Annotated in this window: 23 protein-coding genes; 10 read left to right on the top strand and 13 right to left on the bottom strand. The window is 55.0% G+C overall.

All coding sequences use genetic code 11. The annotated features are described in order from the left end of the window. Nucleotides 1-29: 29 nt before the first annotated feature. Genes rhaM through rhaB form a run of 4 tightly spaced genes read right to left on the bottom strand, consistent with a single transcriptional unit; the run spans nt 30 to nt 3,908 of the window. Nucleotides 30-344 (bottom strand): L-rhamnose mutarotase, encoded by a 315-nt coding sequence (gene rhaM, locus NP77_RS11520; protein ID WP_003853684.1) that lies wholly within the window; start codon nt 342-344, stop codon nt 30-32. Beyond that, nucleotides 334-1,176 carry a rhamnulose-1-phosphate aldolase gene (rhaD, locus tag NP77_RS11515; RefSeq protein WP_008925223.1) on the bottom strand — a complete coding sequence of 281 codons (843 nt, stop codon included), beginning with the start codon at nt 1,174-1,176 and terminating at the stop codon, nt 334-336. The genes rhaM and rhaD overlap by 11 nt, the downstream gene beginning before the upstream one ends. 10 nt (nt 1,177-1,186) lie before the next feature. Next, on the bottom strand, nt 1,187-2,443 hold the full coding sequence (locus NP77_RS11510; RefSeq protein WP_003853686.1) for an L-rhamnose isomerase: 1,257 nt from the start codon (nt 2,441-2,443) through the stop codon (nt 1,187-1,189). Beyond that, a complete protein-coding gene (rhaB, locus tag NP77_RS11505) occupies nt 2,436-3,908 on the bottom strand; it encodes a rhamnulokinase (RefSeq protein WP_039660204.1) in 1,473 nt (490 codons plus the stop codon). Before rhaB ends, NP77_RS11510 begins: the two co-directional genes overlap by 8 nt. 291 nt (nt 3,909-4,199) lie before the next feature. Between rhaB and rhaS the strand changes: the two genes are divergently transcribed. Next, nucleotides 4,200-5,021 (top strand): HTH-type transcriptional activator RhaS, encoded by an 822-nt coding sequence (gene rhaS / locus NP77_RS11500; protein WP_003853688.1) that lies wholly within the window; start codon nt 4,200-4,202, stop codon nt 5,019-5,021. Between the two features lie 11 nt (nt 5,022-5,032). Continuing rightward, a complete protein-coding gene (gene rhaR / locus NP77_RS11495; protein WP_008925224.1) occupies nt 5,033-5,899 on the top strand; it encodes an HTH-type transcriptional activator RhaR in 867 nt (288 codons plus the stop codon). Nucleotides 5,900-6,208: 309 nt separating this feature from the next. Here rhaR and rhaT read toward each other — a convergent pair whose 3' ends face one another. Next, nucleotides 6,209-7,243: an L-rhamnose/proton symporter RhaT gene (gene rhaT / locus NP77_RS11490; protein WP_039660203.1), complete on the bottom strand. Its 1,035-nt coding sequence runs from the start codon at nt 7,241-7,243 to the stop codon at nt 6,209-6,211. Nucleotides 7,244-7,602: 359 nt separating this feature from the next. Between rhaT and NP77_RS11480 the strand changes: the two genes are divergently transcribed. Together NP77_RS11480 and NP77_RS23445 are read left to right on the top strand one after the other, a co-directional pair. Continuing rightward, a complete protein-coding gene (locus NP77_RS11480) occupies nt 7,603-7,926 on the top strand; it encodes a hypothetical protein (RefSeq protein WP_003853693.1) in 324 nt (107 codons plus the stop codon). A gap of 43 nt (nt 7,927-7,969) precedes the next feature. Continuing rightward, complete coding sequence (locus NP77_RS23445; RefSeq protein WP_008925225.1) at nt 7,970-8,068, top strand: YoaK family small membrane protein; 99 nt, start codon at nt 7,970-7,972, stop codon at nt 8,066-8,068. Between the two features lie 3 nt (nt 8,069-8,071). Here the strand turns inward: NP77_RS23445 and NP77_RS11475 are convergent, their stop codons facing one another. Continuing rightward, nucleotides 8,072-8,338, bottom strand: a complete 267-nt coding sequence (locus NP77_RS11475; protein ID WP_003853696.1) for a DksA/TraR family C4-type zinc finger protein — start codon at nt 8,336-8,338, stop codon at nt 8,072-8,074. A gap of 195 nt (nt 8,339-8,533) precedes the next feature. On the opposite strand from NP77_RS11475, the gene aldA reads away from it, so the two are divergent. Beyond that, nucleotides 8,534-9,970, top strand: coding sequence for an aldehyde dehydrogenase (gene aldA / locus NP77_RS11470; RefSeq protein WP_008925226.1), 1,437 nt, complete (start codon nt 8,534-8,536; stop codon nt 9,968-9,970). 76 nt (nt 9,971-10,046) lie between these two features. Here aldA and NP77_RS11465 read toward each other — a convergent pair whose 3' ends face one another. Together NP77_RS11465 and NP77_RS11460 are read right to left on the bottom strand one after the other, a co-directional pair. Next, nucleotides 10,047-11,315: an MFS transporter gene (locus NP77_RS11465; RefSeq protein ID WP_003853701.1), complete on the bottom strand. Its 1,269-nt coding sequence runs from the start codon at nt 11,313-11,315 to the stop codon at nt 10,047-10,049. After that, entirely contained in the window at nt 11,312-12,733 is a 1,422-nt protein-coding gene (locus NP77_RS11460) for a M20 family metallopeptidase (RefSeq protein WP_039660202.1), read from the bottom strand. Before NP77_RS11460 ends, NP77_RS11465 begins: the two co-directional genes overlap by 4 nt. Nucleotides 12,734-12,873: 140 nt before the next feature. On the opposite strand from NP77_RS11460, the gene NP77_RS11455 reads away from it, so the two are divergent. Then, a complete protein-coding gene (locus NP77_RS11455; RefSeq protein WP_039660201.1) occupies nt 12,874-13,788 on the top strand; it encodes a LysR family transcriptional regulator in 915 nt (304 codons plus the stop codon). A 43-nt stretch (nt 13,789-13,831) separates the two neighbouring features. On the opposite strand, the gene NP77_RS11450 is transcribed toward NP77_RS11455, so the two are convergent. Then, nucleotides 13,832-15,427 (bottom strand): ABC transporter substrate-binding protein, encoded by a 1,596-nt coding sequence (locus NP77_RS11450; RefSeq protein ID WP_039660200.1) that lies wholly within the window; start codon nt 15,425-15,427, stop codon nt 13,832-13,834. A 127-nt stretch (nt 15,428-15,554) separates the two neighbouring features. On the opposite strand from NP77_RS11450, the gene pepT reads away from it, so the two are divergent. The 3 genes from pepT (at nt 15,555) to NP77_RS11430 (ending at nt 18,485) form a co-directional block, all read left to right on the top strand. Continuing rightward, nucleotides 15,555-16,781: a peptidase T gene (gene pepT, locus NP77_RS11445; protein WP_003853706.1), complete on the top strand. Its 1,227-nt coding sequence runs from the start codon at nt 15,555-15,557 to the stop codon at nt 16,779-16,781. Between the two features lie 293 nt (nt 16,782-17,074). Continuing rightward, nucleotides 17,075-17,446 carry a hypothetical protein gene (locus NP77_RS24060; RefSeq protein WP_312041149.1) on the top strand — a complete coding sequence of 124 codons (372 nt, stop codon included), beginning with the start codon at nt 17,075-17,077 and terminating at the stop codon, nt 17,444-17,446. Between the two features lie 559 nt (nt 17,447-18,005). After that, nucleotides 18,006-18,485 (top strand): type VI secretion system tube protein TssD, encoded by a 480-nt coding sequence (locus NP77_RS11430; protein WP_039660197.1) that lies wholly within the window; start codon nt 18,006-18,008, stop codon nt 18,483-18,485. Between the two features lie 79 nt (nt 18,486-18,564). On the opposite strand, the gene NP77_RS11425 is transcribed toward NP77_RS11430, so the two are convergent. Together NP77_RS11425 and NP77_RS11420 are read right to left on the bottom strand one after the other, a co-directional pair. Then, the gene (locus NP77_RS11425) at nt 18,565-19,341 is read right to left on the bottom strand and encodes a transporter substrate-binding domain-containing protein (protein ID WP_003853710.1); all 777 of its coding nucleotides are present in this window, start codon (nt 19,339-19,341) and stop codon (nt 18,565-18,567) included. Between the two features lie 60 nt (nt 19,342-19,401). Further along, a complete protein-coding gene (locus NP77_RS11420) occupies nt 19,402-20,568 on the bottom strand; it encodes a methionine aminotransferase (RefSeq protein ID WP_008925233.1) in 1,167 nt (388 codons plus the stop codon). 125 nt (nt 20,569-20,693) lie between these two features. Between NP77_RS11420 and NP77_RS11415 the strand changes: the two genes are divergently transcribed. Beyond that, nucleotides 20,694-21,575 (top strand): LysR family transcriptional regulator, encoded by an 882-nt coding sequence (locus tag NP77_RS11415; protein WP_039660196.1) that lies wholly within the window; start codon nt 20,694-20,696, stop codon nt 21,573-21,575. Here the strand turns inward: NP77_RS11415 and NP77_RS11410 are convergent. Both NP77_RS11410 and NP77_RS11405 read right to left on the bottom strand, forming a co-directional pair. Then, complete coding sequence (locus NP77_RS11410) at nt 21,533-23,197, bottom strand: methyl-accepting chemotaxis protein (RefSeq protein WP_008925235.1); 1,665 nt, start codon at nt 23,195-23,197, stop codon at nt 21,533-21,535. The two genes, NP77_RS11415 and NP77_RS11410, sit on opposite strands and share 43 nt — an antisense overlap. 217 nt (nt 23,198-23,414) lie before the next feature. Then, nucleotides 23,415-24,935, bottom strand: a complete 1,521-nt coding sequence (locus tag NP77_RS11405; RefSeq protein ID WP_039660193.1) for a carboxylesterase/lipase family protein — start codon at nt 24,933-24,935, stop codon at nt 23,415-23,417. Nucleotides 24,936-25,020 lie beyond the last annotated feature (85 nt).

The raw sequence follows: 25,020 nt of genomic DNA, 5'->3' as shown, positions 1-25,020 counted from the left end.
CAGGGCGGCGATGCCGCCCTTTCCCTCCACTACTCCAGAAAGAACACCGGTTTCAACGGCTGACTGATTGGGCTGTTATCGGCATTCGACGGCATTAAATCTTTCATTGATGCCCACCAGCGCTGGCACACCTCCGTCTTTGCCACCGCGTGCCAGCGCTCCTCAGATTCAATCTCAACGCTGGCGAAGAGCAGATGCCGTTCGGCGTCCAGCCAGATAGCATAGTTGTGTGCGCCATGCGCTTTCAGCGTCTCAGCCAGTTCCGGCCAGATCGGGGAGTGGCGGCGCTCATACTCTGCATGAGCGTCGGCATTCACCTGCATCACAAAAGCTTTACGCAGCATTAGCAGGCCCCACATCCAGCGCGGGTTGCCACGGCTTCACCCCGAAGCGCTCACCCAATGCGACCAGCTGTTCTGTGGTAATGCTCTGGCGAATCCCGCCCATAGACAGCACTTTGACGATCACTTCGGACGATTTCTCCGCTGTGTCTATCAGACCAAAAGTCTCATCGAGCGTCGGGCCTGTACCAAAGACGCCGTGGAACGGCCACATTACCAACGTGTGCGACTGCATCTGCCCGGCCGTCGCCGCGCCGATTTCATCGGTGCCGGGCACCATCCATGGCAGCACACCCACGCCATCCGGGAAGACCACCAGACATTCAGTGCTGCCTTCCCATAACAGGCGGGTAAAGCGGGCAGAATCCATCTCCACCACATAGCTCAACGCCATAAAGTTGGTGGCGTGACAGTGCATGATCACCCGATCTGCGCCCTTGCTGACCGCTTTACGCACCGCGTGAGACTGGAAGTGTGACGCCAGCTCGGAGGTCGGCAATCCGCCATTCGACAGGCCCCAGTGAATGGTATAGGAGAGCCCTTTGTCATCGACCTGCAGCAGCGCCAGGCAATCCGCCGGATCAAGCTGAACGTTGCGCATGAATTTTCCAGACCCGGTCACCAGAAACCAGTCGTTTGCCAGCGAAGGTGCCGGTTGAGTCAGCTCAATGCAGCGAGGTGCTTTACAGAAGTCGTGGACGAAGGGTTTGACCTCCTCCTCCAGCAGACGCAGGCTGACGTTGCCGCCGTTGCGTTCGTCCCAGCCCTTCAGCCACATATCACTGGTCGCTTTGACCATTCCCTTAACAAACCCGGAAGAAAGAATGTTTTGCATCATGAAATCCTTAACGTTGGCTCAAGATCTGTTGTTCATAGTGACGGACATCACCTAACCAGCTGGCATCAGCCGGGACATCATGGCGCAGGCACCACGCTTCCCATACTGCCTGCCACGGCAGCGATTTTTGCTCTTCCAGCAGGGTCAACCGTGCGGTGTAATCACCGCTGTTTTCGGCCTGCCGCAAACGGTCGGTGGGCTCCAGCAAGGCACGCAGCAGCGCTTTTTTCGTGTTGCGTGTGCCGATAACCCAGGCGGCAATGCGGTTGATAGAGGCGTCAAAGAAATCGAGCCCGATATGGACTTTATCGAACAACTGGTGACGAACGATCTCATTCGCGATCGCCTGAGTTTCATCGTCCAGCAGCACCACATGGTCGCTGTCCCAGCGCACCGGACGGCTGACATGCAGCAGCAGACGCGGCACATAGAGCATCGCGGCAGAAATTTTGTCGGAGATCACTTCGGTGGGATGGAAATGGCCTGCATCCAAGCACAACGCCGTCTGGCGGCTGGCAGCGTAGCCGAGACAAAACTCACTGGAACCTACCGTATAGCTCTCTGCGCCAATGCCAAACAATTTGCTCTCTACCGCATCGATATGGTGCTGCGGGTTGAGTTTTTCTGAGATGACCTCATCCAGTGCGCTCATCAGACGCTGACGCGGAGCCAGTCGATCCACGGTGATATCTTTCATGCCGTCTGGCACCCAGATATTCATCACTGATGGCGAGCCCAGTTGCTCACCAAAATAGGCGGAAATACGGCGACTCGCTTTGCAGTGATCGATCCAGAACTGACGCACGGTTTTATCACTGTGCGACAGCGTAAAACCGTCTGCGCTCATCGGATGCGAGAAGCAGCTGGGATTAAAATCCAGCCCTAAATTGTGCTCTTTCGCCCAGTCAACCCAATGGGCAAAATGGGCAGGTTCAATCGCATCGCGCGTCACGGGTTTGTCGCTTTCCAGATAGATGGCGTGCAGATTCAGGCGTTTTGCACCGGGAATCAGGGACATCGCTTTGTCGATATCTCTGCGGAGTTCATCGGCGTTACGTGCTCGCCCTGGATAGTTACCCGTCGCCTGAATACCGCCGGTCAATGGGCCCTGTGGGTTTTCAAATCCCCGGACATCATCCCCCTGCCAGCAGTGCATTGAAACCGGGATGCGGTCCAGCTGACGAATAGCCTGTTCAACATCAACCCCCATGTCGGCGTAGCGGTGTTTAGCCAGTTCAAAAGCCTGTTCAATCTGCTTAGTCATAAATGGGTTCCTTAGCGGGTTGAGTCAGCGTCGCGAAGCGTGCCTGACTGGCACTCAAGACGCTGTGAGTTTGCGGTTCGAATTTTTCGAGAGGAAAGTTGTTAATAACGCTGCAGCGAAAATCCGCCACATCCGTCAGCTCGCCCAGCGCAATCAGCTGGCACCCAATATTGCCCAGCGTGGAGGCCTCAACCGGACCCGCCAGCACCGGAATCTGGCAGGCATCGGCGCAAAGCTGATTCAGAAAACGATTCTGACTGCCACCACCCACTACGTGCAGCTGGCTGAAAGATTTGCCACGTAGTTGTGCAAGTTCGTGAATGACGTCGCGATAGAGCAGTGCCAGGCTGTCAAAAATGCAGCGCGCCAGCGCAGCGGCAAATTGCGGCACCGGCATGCCCTGCTCTGCACAGGCATTCTGAATTTCGCTCACCATGCTGTCGGGATTAATAAAGCGGGCATCGTTGGGATTGATCAGTGACGCACAGGCGGGCTGGCGGGCCGTTTCTTCAATCAGCGCGTTAAGATCGTCAATCTGCAGTTCGGCACAGATGCGCTGCAACAGCCACAAGCCCATAATGTTTTTAAGTACGCGATAACCCTCTGCGCCGCCCTCATTGGTGATATTGGCGCGCAGCGCGGCGTCGCTGGCATAGGGCTGCAGACTTTCAAAGCCCATCAGCGACCAGGTCCCGGAGCTCAGATAGGCGGCGTCATCCTGCATCAGCGGCGTTGCCAGCACTGCGCTGGCCGTGTCGTGCGTGGCGACCGCGATGACCGGAACCGGTATGCCTGCGCGGTTAATCCAGTGGCCGACGGTATTGCCCGGTGCCTGCGGCTGTCCGAACCACTGCGCATCCACCCCCGCCCAGGCGAGCAAATCACGATCCCACTCGCCGCTGTGAATATTGAGCATCTGCGTGGTAGTGGCGTTGGTGTATTCCCAGTTAAGGTTGCCGGTCAGACGAAAATGCAGGTAATCGGGAATCATCAGTGCATGTACTACGCGGGCCTGCCAGTCGGGCTGTTGAAGATGCAGGGCGCGCATCTGATAGAGCGTGTTAAATGGCAGAAACTGAATGCCGGTGCGGGCATAGATAGCACTACGGCCCAGTTCCTGATGCGCCTGCTCCATCACACCGTGAGTGCGCGCATCGCGGTAGCTGACCGCCTCACCCACCGGCTCGCCCTGTGCGTCCAGCAGCACCATATCAACGCCCCAGGTGTCGATGCCGATACTGTCCGGCACAATGCCTTCTTCATCTAACTGAGCCAGCCCGGCGCGGATCTCCTGCTCCAGCAGCATCAGATCCCAGCAGTCATAACCGGCACGATGTTGACGCGTATTGTTAAAGCGCCGGACCTCACGCAGCATCAGCTTGCGCTGCGCTGCCTCCCAGCTGGCGAGCATAACCCGTCCACTGGAGGCGCCGAGATCGATAGCAACAAAACTTCTCCTGGTCATAGCGGCGGTTTCCTGTGATTGCGTCGTCACAGCGTAAAAATCTTAGGGGTTTCACACCTTCCCCGGAGTGCCAGCGGCGGACAGGCCCTGGCAGACTGGCAAAGAACTTCGTGAGAGAGATCACAGAGGCGGCAGTGAGGAGGATGTGACACCTGCCGCAAAATGATTAACTGCTGAGGATATCTTGAAAAATCAGCGTGATTCCTGCTGAGTCAGGATGAAAATTCAAGGTAAGGTGTTGGCGGGCTGATTAGACTGCGTTACGGTTTTGTAAAGTAGCGAGAGAAGATCATGACCATTTTACACAGTGCGGATTTCTTCCCCGAAGGTGATTACGCCATAGCAATTGAACCCCGACACCCGCAGGCAGCCTTTCCGGAACATCATCATGACTTCCATGAGATTGTGCTGGTTGAACAAGGTGCCGGCATTCATGTATTCAATGGTCAGCCACAAACGCTTTGCGCGGGGTGCGTCTGCTTTGTTCGGGATCACGATCGTCATCTCTATGAGCAGACAGATAATCTTTGCCTGACCAACGTGCTCTATCGCAGTCCCGGCGCGTTTCGCTTTCTCTCCGGACTACAGGCCTTACTGCCCCGCGATCAGGATGGGCAATATCGCTCTCACTGGCGCATCAATCACAAAGTGATGACGCAGGCGCTGTGTGTGGCATCGCAAATGCAGCCCGATGAGAGCTGGTCGCTGGAGAAGCAGGCACGACAGGAGCAGCTTTTTTTACAGCTGCTGGTGCTGTTGCGAGAAGCATGCATTGACGGACAGAGTCAGGATCTGGAGGCACGGTTGCATCGCCTGCTTGACTGGCTGGGTGATCACTACAGTGACGAGATTGTCTGGGATGAGCTGGCCGATCGCTTCTCACTGTCGCTGCGTACGCTGCATCGGCAAATGAAGCAGCAGACCGGCAGCACGCCGCAGCGCTATCTTAACCGTCTGCGGCTATTACAGGCCCGTCATCTGCTGCGTCACAGTGATATGCGCATTACTGATATTGCCTTCCAGTGTGGATTTGGTGACAGCAACCATTTCTCAACGCTGTTCAGGCGCGAATTTGGCTGCGCACCGCGAACGGAGCGTCAGCAAATGCTGTAATGGAGGCGAACATGGCGTTGATACTCAGTCGGGATGACTATTTTCCCGCCACTACTTTGCCGGTGGCGGTGGCTGAAAGGATGCCACAACCCTCTTTCCCGCCGCACCGACACACGTTCAGCGAAATCGTGATTGTCTGGCGCGGCAACGGCCTGCATATCCTCAACGATCGTCCCTGGCTTATAACCTGCGGCGACGTTTTTTACATCCGCGACAGTGACTGCCACAGCTACGACAGCGTCAATGATTTGGTGCTGGATAACATCCTCTATTGCCGCGATCGCTTTGGTCTTGCCCTTGACTGGAACCAGTTGCTGCCGCAACAGGGCGCGGATGAACCGGGCGGCTGGCGGCTGACCACGCGAGGGATGGCGCTGGCACGGGGCGTGATCAGCCAGCTGGAACGAGAAAGCCGCAAAAGCGATCCGCTGTCCGTGCAGCTCTCAGAGGCGCTGTTTTTACAGCTGGCGCTGATTCTGCGTCGCCACGGCTACGCCGCTGACCGTCCATGGGCGTTACCGGAGGGTGAACAGCTGGATCTGCTGATGTCGGCTTTACAGGGTGCGATTGCCCGCCCCTTCGATCTGGCGGCGTTTTGCCAGCAGAATCGACTCAGCGAACGGGCGCTGAGGCAGCTTTTCCGTCAGCAGACCGGCATGACCATCGGTCATTACCTGCGTCAGCTTCAGCTCTGTCAGGCAAAATATCTGCTGCGCACCCAGGATTGTCTGATTAGTGAGGTCGCCGCCCGCTGCGGTTTTGATGACAGTAACTATTTTTCTGTCGTCTTCACCCGTGATACCGGGTTAGCGCCCAGCGCCTGGCGCCAGCGATTTATCGCGCCCCGGCAGGCACTGAAGAGTGCCGAGTCTGACTAAAAAGGGCCTGCATAGCAGGCCCTTTCAGGTTACAGACAAAAGCAGCCCTGCATTGTTGTGAAACAGTGTCTTTACAGGGAACAGGATCAGACTGGAAAGACGCTAGAGCCGTGATCCGTGACATGCCCGGTCCGCGCGATTACGCACCTCATGGATGAGGTGCGCCCGTGGCCGGGCCAACGCGTTGCGTTGTTCAAAAAAGCTCCCGGCGTTTTTGTCCAGGGCGGCGGGACGCTTTCCTCTTCTGACCCCGTCTCCTGCACGTTCTGCTAATAGGTTGCTGTAACTTAACTCCGACGGAGTGAGCAATCAGGCCGCCATGCCCAGACCGACTATATTGGCGGCAATGATAATCACCACACAGCCGAGCGACAATACGCTCACCGGGCGACGTCCCGCTGACTTCCACTCTTTCAGCAGCAGCCCAACCAGCCCCCCGCATAAGACATAAAGACTCATGTGCAGCATCCAGCTGACATAGTCATACTGTGCCGGGATTCGCGCATGTCCCCAGGCGTAGAAGAAGAACTGCAGATACCACATGGTGCCGCCAAGCACGGCAAACGCGGTATTCGCAATCAGCAGTGACTTCCCGACGGAAAAGTCTTTATGCACTGACAGCTCCGGCCGGGTGGCCAGCCGCCAGAAACAGAAGCCCAGATTGACCAGCGCCCCGCCGCCCATGATGACCACGTAACTGGGTAAGGCCACATAAAGCGGATCGATGCCGAGATTAGCGGCAGCCTGATGCATCGGTTTCGCCGCATCCATCGCAAACGACATGCCTGCCGAGAAAATGCCGCACATCACCGCCAGCACCAGTCCCTTTTTGAGATTGAATTCCTCCGCGTTGATCCCCAGCGCGCGCTCCTTTAACAACCCGGCGCGTGTCACAATCCCCACACCAATCAGCGCCACCATGACCCCCAGTAGCGTTAACCGGCCACCCGACGAGGCGAACAGCTCACCAAAGCGCCCTTGCAACAGCGGCGTCATCAGCGTACCAACCACCAGGGTGATGCCAATCGCGATACCAATACCCATCGACATCCCGAGATAGCGCATGGTCAGACCATAGTTGATATTGCCTATTCCCCACATCGCGCCAAACAGAAATACCGGCGTGAGTTGCGACAGCGTAAAACTGCTGTAATAGGCCATAACGTTCGGCAGCAAAATGGCACTCACCGTCCAGGGCAGGATTAGCCACGACATCAGGCCGCCAATTGACCACATGGTTTCCCATGACCATCTTTTCACCTGTTTAAACGGCGCATAGAAACACGCCGCGCTGGCTGCGCCGACAAAATGCCAGAAGATACCCGCAATAATGGCACTGTTCATTGTTATTCCCCGGTTTGGTTGAGGCCTGTCGGAAACCTGTCTGCTTCCGCTCAGCAGGCAGTCTACGTTTTGCAGGAATTCCTCAGCCTTTGGATAAATGCCGGAAACCGCAGCAGCGTGGCAATTTCTGACCGTTATTCCTGTCAGGGATCACAATTTCACAGTTGTTATAAAACTGGACCAGCGCAAAGGTAACTTACTTATTATTCACTGTTTTTTACTGTTCTGCTGTGTAGCGCAGCACAATTCTGTTATGGCTGCCATAAAGGCTGATGGAGTGGCAAGTCTGCAAAGAAGCCTTTTATAAACCCAGCAAGGATTGTATAAACTGGGGAAAATTGATCGGATCAGGGATTGGGATGACATCAAAATGGTTAACACTGTTTCTTTCACAGTCAGTCAGCCGGGTGATGCTGGATGACATCAGGGCAATATTACCCGCAGATGCGATAAAGGTGTTTGTGAATGGCCTGGATGAAACGCACTATGCCACCATCGAGTGTCTGCAGTCAGAACAGCATTGCGCTCTCATCGCCTCAGCGATTGTAGTCTGGCGTCAGCTCGGCCATGTGCATCATATTGTCTATAAAAAAGGGGAAGTGTTGCGCGAAGAGAGTGATGCAACGCAGTTTCAGCTCTTTACCCTGCTGAAAACCCATCGCGCCGTTCTCCAGATCTCATGATAAGATCGTGGCCCCTGAAAACGCTGTTTGCAGCAGGTTGAATATGAGAATTGGAATTTTGTTTCCGATCGCCATTATTGTGGCGGGTGTAGGGTTTCTGGCATGGTTTATTGGCAGCGGCCTGGCGATGCCAGGCTCCTGAGGGTTAGCGCAGCTGACTATCCTTACTGCCCCGACGATTATACAGGCTGGTGCTCTGCTGCTGTTTGTCGATTTTTTCCTGACACGCCACGCAATAGTGCACGCCTTTAAGTGCCTGACGACGTGCTTCAGGAATCGGCTCGCCGCAGAGCTCGCATTCTGTGGCGCTTTCGCCCTGCCCGATTGACTGCCTTACCCGCTCAATACCGTCGTTCACGGTGCTATCAATCTGTTCCTGTACTGCGCCTTCTGCAGCCCATCCGCTTGCCATTATTTAACCCCTTTTCACGACTTCACTTCTTTAAATCTACAACAGATTGACGTTTTTGCCTCAGAACTCACCGATACCTGTGATTGGCTGCCAGCCGATTACGGCACCTGGCACTCAGCTAAAGGTCACGCTTAACGATCTGTTTCACTCTGCGATTACATCACTGCAACATATCGATAGCGGAGAGCAAAGCGAATGACAACACATCATCAACATTACATTAATGGCGAGTTCGTCGCCCATCACGGTGACGCATGGATTGAGGTGAACAACCCGGCCACTGAGGCGCTGCTGTCACGTATTCCCGAAGGCACTCGTCAGGATGCCAGCCGTGCCATCAACGCCGCAGAAGCCGCTCAGCCAGCGTGGGAGGCTCTGCCTGCAGTGGAGCGTGGCACCTGGCTGCACAAAATCGCGAGCGCCATCCGCGATCGGGAGCCTGAACTGACGGCAACGATTGTGGCCGAGGGTGGAAAAACCCAGGGACTGGCGAAGACCGAAGTGCTGTTCACCGCCGACTACCTTGATTACATGGCAGAGTGGGCGCGGCGTTACGAAGGTGAGATCATCAACAGCGACCGACCCAATGAAAACATCTTTTTGTTCAAAAAAGCGATTGGCGTTACCACCGGGATTTTACCGTGGAACTTCCCCTTCTTCCTGATTGCCCGCAAAGCGGCGCCTGCCCTGATTACTGGCAACACTATCGTGATTAAACCCAGTGAGCTGACGCCAGACAATGCGGCCATTTTTGCCGACATCATTCACACGCTGGGTCTGCCAGCGGGCGTGATTAACATTGTCTACGGTCTGGGTCCGGAAGTGGGACAGGAGCTGGCGGCAAACCCCAAAGTCGGGCTGGTGAGCCTGACCGGTAGCGTCGGCGCAGGTATCGCTACCATGGAAGCCGCTGCTAAAAATGTCACCAAAGTGTCGCTGGAACTGGGCGGCAAAGCCCCGGCTATCGTGATGGATGACGCCGATCTCGATCTGGCGGTTCAGGCAATTGTCAGTTCGCGGATGATCAACAGCGGTCAGGTCTGTAACTGCGCAGAGCGTGTCTATGTGCAGGAAGGCATCTACGCGCGCTTTATCAGCGCGCTGACCACGGCGTTTCAACAGGTTACGTTTGGCGATCCCGCCGAACGCAGTGATATCGACATGGGGCCACTGATTACGGGCGCGGCAAGGGATCGGGTTGAGCAGAAAGTAGCAGACGCCGTCGCCGCCGGCGCCAGAGTGGTGCTGGGCGGCAAGCGCGCCGGCGATAAGGGCTTCTTCTTTGAACCGACGCTGCTTACCGATGTGCGTCAGGAGATGGCGATTATGCAGGAGGAAATTTTTGGCCCGGTGCTGCCGGTGATGAAGTTCAAAACGCTGGATGAGGCGATCGCTTTGGCTAACGACTGCGAGTATGGGCTGACGTCCTCAATTTATACCCGGAATATCAATACCACCATGACCGCGTTGCGAAAGCTGAAGTTCGGCGAGACCTATGTTAATCGTGAGAACTTTGAGGCGATGCAGGGCTTTCATGCCGGATGGCGCAGGTCGGGTATCGGCGGTGCCGATGGGAAACATGGCCTGGAGGAGTATCTGCAGACCCATGTTGCTTACCTGCAGTTCAGTTAAACGAAGGCTCGATCTTAACGCCTCCCGTTCCTGACGTTGTCAGCCACAAAATGGGCCAGCTAACCGGCCCATTTTGCTATGCCACCCGCTTACTGCAGCGCAGCAGCGCGATGCCACTTAGCACTGCCACCGCCATCAGGTAGTAGCCTGGTGCCAGACTGCTGCCGGTAGCGGCAATCAGCATGCTGCAAATCAGCGGCGCAAACCCGCCAAATACTGTCACCGCCACGTTGTAACTGATCGCCATACCGCTGGCGCGGGTGGTCGCCGGAAAGAGATCGGCCATCACCGACGGCACCGTCGAGAAATAGACTGACTTGAGCAGCGCCATCCAGGCCACCAGCAGGATTAACGTAGTGGGCGTGGTGTGATCGACCATCCATTTAAACGCAGGATAGATGGTGGCCATCAATAGCAGCAGCGATCCCCACATCAGCGGCAACCGGCCAATCCGCTCTGCCCACAATCCCATGATGGGCGTCACGACCGTCAGGATAATGCCCGCAATCAGTGTGGCGGTGAAGGCGACCGATCCCGGCAGATGCAGGGTTTTGGTGGCGTAAGTCGGTATGTAGTTGAGCATGTAGTTTACTGCAGTGGAAATCACCATCACGCCTATCGCCAGGGTGATTAGCGCTTTCTGCCGCCCGAACAGCGTCTTCAGCGGCGCGGATTCCTTCTCCTGCGAGGCAAAGCTGGCAGGTTCCTGCACATGGCGGCGAATGTAGATACCCAGCGGGCCAATCAGCAGGCCGAAGGCAAACGGAATGCGCCAGCCCCACGCCTGAATATCACTTTCGCTTAGCCAGTGCGTCAGCCCCAGCCCGAATGCGGATGCCATCAGCGTGCTCGCCCCCTGAGTGGCGAACTGCCAGCTGGCAATAAAGGCTTTACGTTCGGGAAAGTGCTCCACCAGAAAGGCAGTGGAACTGCCAAACTCGCCCCCGGCAGAGAAACCCTGAATCAGACGCGCCAGAATGATCAATAGCGGTGCGGCCAGACCGATAGTGGCGTAGCCCGGCATAAACGTAATGATCGCCCCGCCCAGCATCATCAGGTTAATCGACAACAGCAGCGCCTTTTTGCGCCCATGACGGTCGGCATAGTTGCCCAGTACAATGGCACCCAGCGGACGGATCAGAAAGGAGATACCGAAGCTGCCAAAGGTCAGCAACAGCGACACTGACGGATCGCTGACCGGAAAGAAAACGTGCGCGATGTAGCTGGCAAAAAAGCCATAGACCGCGATGTCGAACCACTCCAGCGCGTTACCAATGCAGGTGGCGAACAGTGTTTTGTGCAGGCTCGGTTTCACCTGCGAGGTCGTCTGCGCGATGCTGCTCATTGTTCACCTCTCCGCCACTGATGGTGGCGCGTCATCAACTGTTCGCCCTCTTCGCCCAGTTGCCAGAAAAGCCGCGTCATAATCGCCAGGCCTTCACGTGCAATGGAATTGAGCATGTGTTCGTTAACGCCATGCTGGCCGCAGGCGGGATAGGAGTGCGGCACCCACAACGTTGGCAGACCCAGGATATCGGCGAAGACTTCATTGGGCAGTGAACCGCCAAGATTGGGTAACAGCGCCGGTTTTTTACCGCTGCTACGCGCCAGCGTGTCCAGTGCCCAGGCCACCAGCGGATCCTGCGGATCGAGCCGCGTCGCCGGTGAGCCGCGCAGAAACTCCACGCTGACGTTATCGAAGCCGTGCTGACGCAGGTGACTTTCGACATGCTGCACCAGGTTTTCCCAGTCAGTGCCGACCACAAATCGCAGCTGACACACCGCCGTGGCGCTGCCCGGAATAGCATTCATCGGACGTGCCGGATTACCGGTTTCAAACGCCAGCACCTCCAGCGTGTTCCAGCCATAAAGGCGCTCTGCAGACGTCAGACCTGGCTCACCCCAGCCTTCTGCAAGCGCCGGATCGCCCGGCATACCGCCGACGTCAATATCACTCAGGATCGCCCGCACGGCCCTGGTCAACGAGTCCGGTTTTAGCGCAGCGACCTGCAATACGCCCTGCGCATTCACCAGGCAGGCGATCGCATTGGCCAGTTGCGTACCGGGATTACTGAGCAGTCCGCCCCAGTTGCCGGAGTGATAGGCGTTGTCACGCGCCCGAATGGTCAGACGAAAGTTCGCCGCACCACGCGAACCCAAAAACAGCGTTGGTCGCACTGCGTTGAGCCGTGGGCCATCAGAGGCGATAAAGAGATCGGCTTTTAACAGCGCCTGCTGCTGCTGGCAGATCGCCGCCAGTCCCGGCGAACTGATCTCTTCGCCCATTTCAAACAGGATTTTGCAGTTAAAGCCCAGCTTTCCACCGCGCGTCTGCCACACCTGTTCCAGCGCCGCGAGGTTGATGCAGTGCTGACCTTTGTTGTCCGCACTGCCACGTCCATACAGGCGATCGCCTTCAGCTGTGAGTTGCCACGGCGATAAGCCTTCGCGCCAGTTTTCATCGTCGCCGAATACCACATCACCATGGCCATAGCAAAGCAGCGTCGGTTTCAGCGGATGTTCAATGCGGGTGGCAATCAGAAACGGCGGGCTGCCTGGCTGGGGATTTTCAAATGGATGTAACGTAAATCCCATCTTCGTCAGTTGCGGGCCAATTTCCTGCTGCAGATAGTGGTCCAGCTCCGCCCCTCTGCTGGCCTGCTGGCTTTCGGTCACACAGGCGACACGCCGTGCCAGCAGTTGCTGAAACTCACCGCTATCGAAATAGTTCATCGCCTGATCAACGGCCTGTTGCTCTGTCATGTTTGCCCTGCCTGTTTTTTTTATCGTGCTTTATCTTTGACAAACTTCTCTCCTTGCCACAATTATCAATTTATCGAGTGAGCGTTGCTTTTAAAGCAATGCCTGACTGCCCTTTTATGATGCGTTTTGACGGAGTGGAGATGATAAGCAGCGAGATCCGCTATTTCCTGGCGGTTGTTGAGAGCGGCTCGTTGAGCGCCGCCAGTGAACAACTTTTTGTTGCGGTGTCGGCGATCAGTCGTCAGATTCAGCGGCTGGAGGCACAGGTCGGGGTGCCGCTGTTTGAGCGTCATGCGCGCGGCATGGTGCTGAATGAAGCAGGTGAGATTTTTGCGCATCACGTGCGTAAGAGTCAGCTTGATATGGCGTATGCGCTGGCAGAGATTAAGGGATTGAAAGCGATACGCCGCAGTTTGATCCGCATCGCCTGCACGGATGGTATGGCGTTTAGTCTGCTGCCTGGCCTGCTGGCGGCGTTTCGCCTGACAAACCCGGGCGCGCTGTTTGCGATTAACGTGACGCACTCGCAGGGCGTGGCCGCATGCGTCCGGGCGGGAGAATGCGATGTGGCGCTGCAGTTTAGTCTGCAGCCGGAGCGCAGCGTTGAGGTACTGGGTTCGTGGCCCGCACCGGTGTTGCTGGCGATGCATGAGTCACATCCGCTGGCGTCACGCGAGGTCACGCTAAGCGATTTGCCTCGCTGGCCGCTGGCGCTGCCGGGCCATCACACCACCGTCCGGCAGCTGTTTGATCTTTCCTGTCAGATGAATGACTGCGTGGTGGAGCCGGTGCTGACCTGCGACTATTTCGCTACGCTTTATCACTTTTTGCTGCATACGCCGCAGGCAGTAACCATCTGTAGTGCCTTTACCCTATTGTTCGAGCGCGATACGCAAAATCTGGTGTTGCGGTCAATGGGAGTGGATCAGTTGAGTCAGCGCACATTGCAACTTCAGACAGTGTCGGGACGTCAGCGCAATGCGGCTTTGACGCTATTTCTGGCGTTTTTGCAGCAGCGGCTGACGGAGATGGATCAGCAGGTGAGGATGGGATAAGAGGCCCACTGATGCGTGGGCCATTGACGTTAACTGCCACGGGTTACTGCTTAATATCCACCTGATAGAAGATATGCTTGCCAAACGGATCGACCTGATAGCCGCTGACCGATTTGCGCACCGGCTCGAAGATTGTGGAGTGCGCAATCATCACGGCAGGCATCTGGTCATGCATTATCTGCTGCGCCTGCAGATAGAGCGCGGTGCGTTTGCCCTGATCCGGCTCGGCGCGGGCTTCGGTGATTAACTTCTCGAACGGCTGGTAGCACCATTTTGAGGAGTTAGAACCGCCCTGCGCAGAGGTACAACTGTACAGCGGGCCGAAGAAGTTATCCGGATCGCCGGTCGCTGTCGTCCAGCCCATCAGCGCCGCCTGATGCTCGCCACTTCGGACGCGCTTCAGGTATTCGCCCCACTCATAGCTGACGATATTGGCTTTGATGCCGACTTTGGCCCAGTCAGACTGAATCATCTCCGCCATGCGGCGCGCATTCGGGTTGTAAGGCCGCTGAACCGGCATCGCCCAGAGCGCAATTTCGGTACCCGGTTTGACGCCAGCCTGTTGCAGCAACGCTTTGGCCTTCTCCGGATCGTAGTCGTAATCCTTCAGATCTTTGTCCGCGCTCCAGACGCCCGGCGGCAGGATATTCTTCGCGACCGTGCCGGTGCCTTTGAATATCGCCTCAATGATCGCCGGTTTGTTGATCGCCATCGCCAGCGCCTGGCGCACTTTGACGTTGTCGGTTGGCGCTTTAGTGGTATTAAACGCCAGGAAGCCGGTGTTCAGACCCGCCTTCTGTTCCAGAATGATGTCCGGATTGGCGCGCATTTTGTCCAGATCGGCGGGGTTCGGGAATGGCATTACCTGACACTCGTTCTTCTCCAGCTTGGCATAACGCACGGAGGCGTCAGGCGTAATGCTGAATACCAGCCGATCGAGCTTCGCCTTACCCTGCCAGTAGTCCGGAAACGCTTTATAGAGGATGCGGGAATCTTTCTGATACTGCACCAGTTCAAAGGGGCCGGTGCCAATCGGGTTCATATCGACCTTCTCCGGCGTCCCTGCTTTCAGCATCGCGTCTGCATATTCCGCCGAGTGGATTGAGGCGAAATACCAGGCGAGATCGGCAAGAAATGGTGCTTCCGGATGAGCAAGCGTGAAGCGCACGGTGTGGTCATCAACCCGGTCAATACCTTTAATCAGCGTGGAGAGTTCCAGACTTTCGAAGTTGGAATAGGTGCCGCCAGAAACATTGTGGTAGGGATTTTTCGGGTCCATCTGACGCATAAACGAGAAGATCACATCATCGGCGTTGAAGTCGCGGCTGGGTTTGAACTGTTTATTGCTCTGGAACTTCACATTTTTGCGAAGATGGAAGGTGTATACGGTGCCATCCGGGCTGATCTCCCAACTTTCCGCCAGGCTCGGGACCAGATTGGTGGTGCCGGGCGTGAAATCCACCAGCCGATTAAAGACCGGTACGGCACTGGCGTCAACACTGGTTCCGGAGGTATAGAGCTGAGGGTTAAAATTCTCTGGCGATCCCTCAGAACAGTAGACCAGCGTTTTGGCGTTTACGCTGCCAGCCAGCGCTATCCCAGCAGTAACAAGCGCTAAGGTGGCTATCTTGATTTTCATTATCATCCTCGCTTTGTATTGACTTCCGGTGATCACAATATCTAAATGAATCATTCAGATGCTTCATTGATAGCACGATTCGGCACCATAGCGAACCCCGCCAGTGGCTGACTAATAAGGAATAGTGATGACAGACAAACTTGAGTCGCAACTCACCGAACGTTTTTTCCGTTACCTCGCCGTCAGCAGTCAGAGCGATGCCAAATCAACCTCCTTGCCCAGCACCCCGAGTCAGCACGCCATGGCAAAACTGCTGGCGGATGAGCTGCGCGATTTGGGTCTCGATGAGGTGGTAATTGATGAACATGCCACAGTGACGGCAGTAAAACGCGGTAACCGTCCTGACGCACCGCGCATCGGGTTTATTACACACATCGATACCGTTGATGTCGGTTTGTCGCCTGATATTCACCCGCAGATCCTCACCTGGCAGGGCGAAGATCTTTGTCTGAATGCAGAGCAGGATATCTGGCTGCGCCGCGATGAACATCCTGAGATCGCGCCCTATGTGGGTCAGCAGGTGATTTTCAGCGACGGGACCAGCGTGCTGGGCGCTGACAACAAAGCGGCGGTTACTGTAGTGATGACGCTGATGGCCAATCTTAAAGGCGACCACGGCGATATCGTGGTGGCCTTTGTGCCGGACGAAGAGATTGGCCTGCGCGGGGCGAAAGCACTCGATCTGGAATCGCGGTTTAATGTCGATTTTGCCTGGACCATCGACTGCTGCGAACTGGGTGAAGTGGTATATGAAAACTTCAATGGTGCTGCTGCAGAGATTGTGTTTACCGGTGTGCCCGCACACCCCATGTCGGGCAAAGGCGTGCTGGTCAATCCGCTGCTGATGGCGCATGACTATATCAGCCTGTTTGATCGCCAGCAGACGCCGGAGCACACCGAAGGTCGCGAAGGCTATATCTGGTTTAATGAGATTCAGGCCAACGCCAGCAAAGCCACGCTAAAGGCCTCCATTCGTGATTTTGACCTCACCAGCTTCGCCGCACGCAAGCAGCAGTTGCAGCAGGCAGCGGAAAAACTCGCAGCGCGTTATCCCACCGGCGACGTGAGCATCACGATCAGCGATATTTACAGCAATATCAGCAATGCACTGGGTGAGGATCGTCGGGCGATTGATTTGATCTTCAGTGCGTTTGCCGCACTGGAAATTGAGCCAAAAGTCATTCCGATGCGTGGCGGCACGGATGGGGCTGCGCTGTCAGCCAAAGGGTTGCTGACGCCGAACTTCTTTACCGGCGCACACAACTTCCACTCACGCTTCGAGTTTCTGCCGATTACGTCCTTCGTGAAATCCTATCAGGTGGCGGAAAAACTCTGTTATCTGGCGGCGGGTTAACAGTTTTATTAATGCTTATATGTACAGGGCTGAAATGGGAAATTCAGCCCTGATTTTGATACAGCCAGTGAAACCTAATCAGCGAATTTTCCACATTAAACGCGCGTTTTATTAAGGCCAGAACCTGCGTTATTCCGTCACTATTATAACTTCACCTCCCAAAAGCACCCTCCTTTTATCCGGTTTATTTTGATCGCGCGCATTAATGAGCACTTAAGCGGATTTACATACATCTTAATGCTCTTTATCTTCAATGAACATTTAAATGCGGGGATAATTTAAGGGGTTCAGTTATGCAACACACTGATGAAATAATTAATTATTTACAGGCGAACGAAATTTTAGCAAAAAAGTTAGATCGGGCCTTTAATGGGGTTAGTGATGCATTATCACATCAGATTGAACACATAGGTTCAGGCGTGCAAAGTGCGCTTTATTACACCTCCTGCTTCACAGAAAAATATCAGGAGGTTTGTCAGAAGCAAAAAGATGAGGACGTAAGATTTGCAAAGGGAGTGATTCAACTTAGAAGGCATGGAAATGTTATAAATGACATGCTCAAGATATATTTCAATGAACTATTCAGATATAAAACAAATAATCAACTGGAGCAAATAAAGAAGTCTCTCATGGCGGTAAATGTACATATTGCGCCAGTCATCTAACCCAACACGGTTTTGTTTTAGCTGTAACAGCGGCCGTGGCTGTTGGATTTAATGCGGCTTTAATATCAGTGCGCTTGCTGGCCAAAAGGCTGGTGGTGCAACAGTCGTTGCAGGCATATACGGCGTAGTTCAGAAAGCAGCAGACAGCGCGAATCGGCTGAATTATGCACTGCCTGCTTATTACGCGGCTTTGTATGAAAGTGAACTTGAAATGATGTACTTCCTGATTGACCCTATATTCGAGAAGTTTGGAGCACTCAGAATCTCATTTCCCTCTGATGATGACATTGCAAAAATAATTACTAATATGATCAGGTAGATGAATGATGAAAGATTTCATAATCAGGTTTCTAAGGCGAAAATTTACATCGTGGCTTTCGCTTTTCGGCCCAGCTCTTTTTGTAAGTGCCTTTTCTTTGTTATTTATTCATTTTTTCCCAGGCGGCCCTTTGTGGCCCATCGCTGTATTTGCTCTGCTTGTAATAATATTCTTCCCCATAACAGTAAAATGGTAACAGCCCTTTAATATACAGTATGATTTTCACAAGGAAATAAAATTATGTCTGTACCCGCTCATCTATGGCTTGACGATGAAAACGGTTCACCCATCGTGGGGAGCTGCCAGATGCCACGTCGACTCGGTTCAATAGAGTTAAAATCGTTCGCACACCACATCACCATTCCTGTTGATCCCGCCTGGGGAAAACTAACCTGTACGCGTTTTCACAGCCCGATTACTATCGTCAAAGAGTTCGACCAGACAACGTCCGTTCTTTATCGCGCAATCTGTGAAGGACGAATACTTAAAAATGGCACAACAAAAATGTACAGAATTGTGGAGTCAGGCAGCGAGGTTGAATATTTCAATATTATGCTGGAAGGGATAAAGCTCACTACCGTTTCTCCCTATCTTGCCCCTAACGGACTAAGCAGCACGCACCTGGAAACACTGGAATTGCGATATCAGGCTATTACCTGGAAATATACGGACGGAAACATTATCTATGGGGATGAATGGAATAACTTTGCAAAGGCTTAAATCTAAGAACTGTTTGATAAAAATGAAGGCTGACATAATCAATCGGAGAGAATCGGGCGCAGAGTGCGCCCGATTCTGTTTATGGCTTCGCGCTCACATCAATGCCCGGGAAGTATTTTTCAGCCAGCTTTTTGATGGTGCCATCGCCCTGCACTTTGGCGATCGCCGCATCAAGAGACTGCTTCAGCTGGGCGTCATCTTTGCGCAGGCCGTAGCCGATGCCCGAGCCAAGAATCGCGTCATCTTCGACCGGCTTGCCGACAAAGCCAAAGCCTTTACCCTGGGGCTTATCAAGGAAACCGGACTGACCGGCAGCAGACATCACCAGCGTGCCATCAAGGCGGCCCGCGACCATATCGTTGTAAACCTGGTTCTGATCCTGATACGACGTGACCGTTACGCCCTGCGTCTCCCAGTGCTTCTTCGCATAGGTTTCCTGAATAGAGCCCTGCAACACGCCGATGTTTTTACCTTTGAGACTGTCGGCGGTCGGTGCCAGATTTTCACCGTTTTTCGCCACAAGCATGGTCGGAATACGGTAGATCGGCTGCGTAAACGCGATGCTTTTGGCGCGCGCTTCGGTGATATTCATCGCCGAGTTGATGGCATCAAATTTTTTCGCCTGCAGCGCCGGGATCAGCGCATCAAAGCTGCTCTCGACCCAGTGGCAGCTGAAATTGCCGGCCTTACAGATAGCGTTGCCCAGCTCAATATCAAAGCCTTCCAGCTCCCCTTTGGCATTGCGGCTTTCAAATGGCGGATATTGTGATTCTACGCCGTAACGTAAATCCTGTGCCAGTGCCTGTACTGATGTCATCATGCCCAGAGCAAGAAAAAGCGCGTTCAGTTTCTTCATTATTTACCCCGAAAAGTCCTGGTTACCTGTTCCCGGTGCTGCCTCACGCGGTGGCGTGATTCAGTGAGAAAAAGCAGATAGCGCCGCTGCGCCAGCCTCTAGTGTCGCCTCGTCTTTCGCAAATGAGAGACGAATCAGTTTGTTGTCTGTGCCATCCATATAAAACGCCGACAGCGGTATGGTGGCCACACCGTGATCGACGATGAGACGTTTTACCATTTCACTGTCCGGCTCGTCACTGAAATGTCCATAGCTGGCGAGCATAAAGAACGAACCGGCACTCGGCAGCAGCTGGAACGGCGAATTTTGCATCAGGGTGATCAGGCGATCGCGCTTCTGCTCATAGAAGGCACTGAGCGACAGGTAGTTCTCCGGCCGCTGCAGGTAGTGTGCGAATCCCACCTGCATCGGCGTGTCGGCGGCGTACATCATGAACTGATGCACTTTCACCAGTTCGGTCATCAGCGCTGCTGGCGCCAGGCAGTAGCCCACCCGCCAGCCGGTGACGTGGAAGGTTTTACCAAACGAGGAGACGATGACGCTGCGCGCCGCCAGTTCCGGGTACGTTGCCATGCCACAGTGAGAGTGACCATCAAACACAATATGCTCATAGACTTCATCGGAGAGCACCACGATATCGGTATTGCGAATCAATGCCGCCAGCTGATTAAGGTCATCAGGCGTCAGTACCTGCGCGCTGGGGTTATGTGGCGTATTAATGATGATCATGCGGGTGCGCGGTGTGATCGCCGCCCGCAGCGCATCCCAGTCGATGGCAAATGACGGCACCTGCAACTTCAGGCCTATCGGCGTACCGCCCTGCAACCGTACCACCGGAGCATAGCTGTCAAATGCCGGTTCAAAGAAGATCACCTCATCGCCCTGATGCACCAGCGCGGTAATCGCCATATAAAGCCCCTGGCTGGCGCTGCCGGTGATCAGCACTTCACGGGCAGGATCATATTTCTGGCCATAAAGCGCCTCCACTTTACTGGCGAGCGCCTCGCGTAAGGCCGGCAGGCCCATCATGGCGGCATACTGATTATGTCCCTCCAGCATCGCGCGACTGACAGAGTCGACCAGCGCCGGATCGCAGGGGAAGTTGGGCGCACCCTGCGACAGGTTGATCGCCTGATGCTGCGCCGAGAGCTGGCCAATCACGCTGAAAATAGTGGTGCCGACGTCCGGCAATTTTGAGTGGATAGCGACAGGCGTTTTCAGGGACATAGTCTCTCCGTCAGGGGCATAACCGATCAGATGCGTTAAAACGCTATTCAACGGGCTGCCACTTGAGTCGGCAAGCGAAATGTCGTCATAATAGCCATGACAAAAATGCATAGCTGAGGTTCACTGTGTCACGCTTATCGCTGCCGCTTAATGCCATTCACGCCTTTGTGGTGACCGCCCGTCATCTCAATCTGACCCATGCAGCCCGTGAGCTGTGTCTGACTCAGGGTGCCGTCAGTCGCAAGATCGCCGCACTGGAGCAGTGGCTGGGTGTCACACTGTTTGATCGCCACGCGCGCGGCCTGCGGCTCACGCCACAGGGCGCCGCGCTGCTACCCGAATTGCAGCAGGGTTTTGAACTGATGGTTAAGGCCAGCGAGAAGGTCCGCCGCAGTCAGGTCAGTATTCGCCTGAAAGCGCCGACCTGTGCGATGCGCTGGCTGGTCCCCAGGCTGATGGCGCTGGAACAACAGCGCCCTGAACTGCATGTGGCCCTGACGACAACGCTGGATCATGCTACGCAGCTTGAAAATTTTGATGCCGCGATTGTCTATGGCAAGCCGCATCCCGAAGGCGTCTGCCTGTTCTGTGAGTCACTGACACCGGTAATGGCAGCGAATCAGCCCTGCCCGGACTCTCCGGCGGCGCTGACTGCAATGACCTTTTTGCATCCCACCGCAGACACCCGTGACTGGCAGTGCTGGCTGAAAGCGCAGCAGGTCACACTCAGCATGAAGCGAAACCAGCATTTTGCCACGATGGATTTAGCGATCAGTGCAGCGATTCAGGGATTTGGCGTGGCGATTGCCGACAGCAATCTGGTGGAGAGTGATATCGCCAGCGGCAGGCTGATTAAGCCGTTCGCTGGCGAGGTTAAAACGGGCGCCGTTTACAGTCTACTGCAACGGCCTGCGCAGGATGCGCCACCGTTCCTGGCGGAACTGGTGGCGTGGCTTAGCCGGGATCAGAAGGTGACCCAGTCGCCATTATCAGCAGGTTTGGCCTGAGGCGCACTTAGCACCGGGGCTTTTGGCGCAGCCGGTTTATTGCCGGTGACAGGTGCGCTCTGGCGTTCACTGGAAAGACGGAACTTCGACACAGAGGCCTGCAGCGCTTCTGTCTGCAGCGCCAGCGCGCTTGCGGCGGCGGAAACCTCTTCAACCAGTGAGGCGTTTTGCTGCGTGACACTGTCCATTTCTGTGACTGCTGTTCCCACCTGAGAAATGCCTTTGCTCTGCTCTTCTGAGGCGGAGGCGATCTGTTTCATAATCGCATCCACATCCTGTACCGATTTCAGAATATTATTCATGGTGCCGCCGGTGGTGCTCACCAGCTCGGCGCCTTTACCCACACGCTGAACGGACTCTTCAATCAGAGTCGCGATCTCTTTGGCCGCATTGGCACTGCGCTGGGCAAGGTTACGTACTTCAGACGCCACTACAGCAAAACCCCGACCCTGTTCACCGGCACGAGCCGCTTCAACGGCGGCGTTCAGCGCCAGAATATTGGTCTGGAAAGCGATACCGTTAATCACGTTGGTGATCTCAGCAATTTTCTTCGAACTGCCTGAAATGCCATCCATGGTGCTGACCACTTCGCTGACCAGCTGGCCGCCTCGCTGTGCCGTCGTGGTGGCGGTTTCAGCCAGCAGGCTGGCCTGACGGGCGTTATCAGCGTTGAATTTCACCGTAGCAGTCAACTGCTCCATGCTGGCTGCAGTCTGCTCCAGCGCAGCGGCCTGCTCTTCAGTGCGTGATGAGAGATCATTGTTACCTGCAGAAATTTCTGCCGCCCCACGCGAGATATTCTCAGTACCGCTGCGAATGGCGCTAACCGCTTCACGCAGGCTATCCTGCATGGCGCTCAGCAGCGGAACCAGTTTACCCACACAGTTGCGACCGAATTCATTGACCGGCTGGCTGAGGTCACCCGTGGCAATCACGGCGAAATGGGTGCGAATGCTTTCCAGCGGACGAACCAGCATCGTTACCAGATAGCGGTCGGTAAACAGCAGAATAAACAGACCAATGATGACCGTGATGGTAATTATTGTTTTCGTCGTCGCGGTGAGGTGATCAACTTCAACGCGGGTGGTATCCAGCTTTTGAGCTGCACCCTGACTGAATTTCTCTGCGCTGACGCCAAACGCGCGGCTTAATGCCGGAGTGACGTTGTTCGCCTGCTGGCGATAAGCATCAGGTGTTGGCTGACGCGCCAGCTGAAATTGTGGCGTTACGCCTTCATCCAGCAGCTTCTGCCAGCTCTGAATCACACCATCCACGACTTCCGGGTTCATCGGACCGGGGGCGAGCTGTTTGAAGCGTGCCAGTTGCTGGGTCATACCATCCAGCGCCTGTTGCACCGGCGCGTACGATTCGTCGGTCAGGGTTTTACCTGCCGCTTTGCTTTCCATCACACGGGACAAGCGCGTGACAACACGAAAATATTGATCGTTTCCTTTGCTCAGCACCGTCATTTGCTCAACCAGATGACGGTCAACCTCGTTGCCTTCGCTGAGCGCGCCAAGAGAGTGGATGCTATATAGCCCGACGCCGGTCCACAGTAAGCAAAACAGCCCCAGAATCGTGAGCATCACTGCGCGAATGGTAAAATTTTTGAGCATTCCCATACCAAAATCCTATACACGTTGACCCGCAAGCGTCGGGCATAGGAGGTTTATCGGCACAGGAAGGTGAAAATGTAACTGTTTTGTTACCTATTATTTTACAGCGTCAAATAGGATTTAACGCTGTAAAATTCTTAAATTTTAATACCTTACAGTTAATTAAGCAGATTAATTTCATTTGAAAAATTTAATGATTAGCAGGCTAATCTTAATGGCACACCTACAGCCTGACCAGATGCGTCATTAATAATCTGAAGAGACGCATTCGGGCGCGCATAAAGTTTCGCTTCAGAACCAATCCGCTTTTATGCTCCTGACCAAGTGACATTGTCACATCCTGCCCCGGATGCCAGGCGGGCCAGACGACCTCGCCTTCCAGCTGGTGCTTATATTCTGTGGCATCACGGGCGAAGGTAAACCAGTAGTCACTGACCTGCTCAGCAAAGGCCCGATCGCTATCACTGAACGGACGATTTTCATTGGGATCGGGCATCTGGCTCAAGGTATTCAGCACATAGGGCACTTCATTACCGTGCCAGGTGCCGTGTGGATAGAGATCGTGCGCATGCTCTGAAACATAATCAAACCAGTAGCGCCAGCCCGGCATGCCAGCATTGTGCTGCGCCCGCATCACCAGCCATGGCACCAGCGTGAAAGCCATATCGCGTGCCACGGCGCGTCCCAGTAGCTGATCGTCATGGATGTCATACATCCATTTAAGCGTACGGTAAGTGAGTCGATTTTTGTCGCGTAACTGCTGCAGCACTGCAGTAGCATCAACACCAAAATATTCCAGAACGCTGGCTTCATCGCTGTTACTGCCGGCCATCAGCGGCAGACGGTGCTGTTTTGCCGCCATAAAGGTTTTCAACATGGGCTCAGGCAAAACGGCGTCACCGGCAATGGGTACCGGCGGAATCGCCAGTGGGCCGTCCAGCGACCAGAAGGCGTCAGCGGGCAGTGCGCGCAACGCCTCTGCGCTGACATCGGCTGGCAGTCCAAAATGGCGGGCTACAGCGACGCCCTGCTGACGCGCTTTTTTCAGCGGCGTGTCCGGCAGGCTATAGGCGCTCTGTACAATGCCTTTGTGAAACAGCCCTTCGGCCAGTGGTGAACAGCAGAGTGACAGCACACTGCGCGCACCAGAGGATTCACCGAAAAGCGTCACATTGCGGCGGTCGCCGCCGAATGCAGGAATGTTGCGCTGCACCCACTGCAGTGCGGCAATCTGGTCAAGCAGACCAAAGTTGTTTACCGTGCCCGCGGCAGGATACTCAGCGTCCAGGGCCGGGTGTGAGAAGAAGCCGAGATGACCCAGCCGGTAGTTAAGGGTGACCACCACTGCGCCCCGGGACGCCAGCGGTTTGCCGCTGTAGGGTGCCAGGCCGCCCGCACCAATGGTGTAGCCTCCTCCGTGCAGCCACACCATCACCGGCAGCGGCGTTGACGGTTCGACATCGGGTGTCCAGACATTCAGGTAGAGACAATCTTCACTAAACTCACCGGGATCGCCGCCGCCCACAGCCTGGCAATACGTGCGATTTTGCCAGGCGGATGACCCGAACGCCGTGGCATCGCGCACATGCTGCCACGGTATCACTGGCTGAGGCGGGCGCCAGCGTAGTGCGCCCTGCGGTGCCGCCGCATAAGGTATGCCTTTAAATACGAAAAGGTCATCATCCATGCCTCCACGTAACTCTCCCTCAGCAGTCATGATCCTCAGACCCGTTTCGTTTTTCATTCCTGTTTCCCTGTCTAAACGTTCCTCCATTATTTGCAGGCACGCCAGTATTGTCCAGGTACGGAGGGGATTTGCAGAATATGCC

This window comes from Pantoea sp. MBLJ3 (genome assembly GCF_000816655.1).
In the GTDB taxonomy this organism is placed as follows: Bacteria; Pseudomonadota; Gammaproteobacteria; order Enterobacterales; family Enterobacteriaceae; genus Pantoea; species Pantoea eucalypti.
This window is presented reverse-complemented; position numbering and strand designations above follow the sequence as displayed.

Coding starts and splice junctions, on each gene's coding strand:
- NP77_RS11465 (WP_003853701.1), bottom strand. CDS start 11,315: ATGAGCAGCATCGCGCAGACGACCTCGCAGGTGAAACCGAGCCTGCAC.
- rhaM (WP_003853684.1), bottom strand. CDS start 344: ATGCTGCGTAAAGCTTTTGTGATGCAGGTGAATGCCGACGCTCATGCA.
- rhaR (WP_008925224.1), top strand. CDS start 5,033: ATGGCGTTGATACTCAGTCGGGATGACTATTTTCCCGCCACTACTTTG.
- NP77_RS11475 (WP_003853696.1), bottom strand. CDS start 8,338: ATGGCAAGCGGATGGGCTGCAGAAGGCGCAGTACAGGAACAGATTGAT.
- aldA (WP_008925226.1), top strand. CDS start 8,534: ATGACAACACATCATCAACATTACATTAATGGCGAGTTCGTCGCCCAT.
- pepT (WP_003853706.1), top strand. CDS start 15,555: ATGACAGACAAACTTGAGTCGCAACTCACCGAACGTTTTTTCCGTTAC.
- NP77_RS11510 (WP_003853686.1), bottom strand. CDS start 2,443: ATGACTAAGCAGATTGAACAGGCTTTTGAACTGGCTAAACACCGCTAC.
- NP77_RS11480 (WP_003853693.1), top strand. CDS start 7,603: ATGACATCAAAATGGTTAACACTGTTTCTTTCACAGTCAGTCAGCCGG.
- NP77_RS11405 (WP_039660193.1), bottom strand. CDS start 24,935: ATGAAAAACGAAACGGGTCTGAGGATCATGACTGCTGAGGGAGAGTTA.
- NP77_RS11430 (WP_039660197.1), top strand. CDS start 18,006: ATGTCTGTACCCGCTCATCTATGGCTTGACGATGAAAACGGTTCACCC.
- NP77_RS23445 (WP_008925225.1), top strand. CDS start 7,970: ATGAGAATTGGAATTTTGTTTCCGATCGCCATTATTGTGGCGGGTGTA.
- NP77_RS11410 (WP_008925235.1), bottom strand. CDS start 23,197: ATGGGAATGCTCAAAAATTTTACCATTCGCGCAGTGATGCTCACGATT.
- NP77_RS24060 (WP_312041149.1), top strand. CDS start 17,075: ATGCAACACACTGATGAAATAATTAATTATTTACAGGCGAACGAAATT.
- NP77_RS11425 (WP_003853710.1), bottom strand. CDS start 19,341: ATGAAGAAACTGAACGCGCTTTTTCTTGCTCTGGGCATGATGACATCA.
- NP77_RS11460 (WP_039660202.1), bottom strand. CDS start 12,733: ATGACAGAGCAACAGGCCGTTGATCAGGCGATGAACTATTTCGATAGC.
- NP77_RS11420 (WP_008925233.1), bottom strand. CDS start 20,568: ATGTCCCTGAAAACGCCTGTCGCTATCCACTCAAAATTGCCGGACGTC.
- rhaD (WP_008925223.1), bottom strand. CDS start 1,176: ATGCAAAACATTCTTTCTTCCGGGTTTGTTAAGGGAATGGTCAAAGCG.
- rhaB (WP_039660204.1), bottom strand. CDS start 3,908: ATGACCAGGAGAAGTTTTGTTGCTATCGATCTCGGCGCCTCCAGTGGA.
- rhaS (WP_003853688.1), top strand. CDS start 4,200: ATGACCATTTTACACAGTGCGGATTTCTTCCCCGAAGGTGATTACGCC.
- NP77_RS11450 (WP_039660200.1), bottom strand. CDS start 15,427: ATGAAAATCAAGATAGCCACCTTAGCGCTTGTTACTGCTGGGATAGCG.
- rhaT (WP_039660203.1), bottom strand. CDS start 7,243: ATGAACAGTGCCATTATTGCGGGTATCTTCTGGCATTTTGTCGGCGCA.
- NP77_RS11455 (WP_039660201.1), top strand. CDS start 12,874: ATGATAAGCAGCGAGATCCGCTATTTCCTGGCGGTTGTTGAGAGCGGC.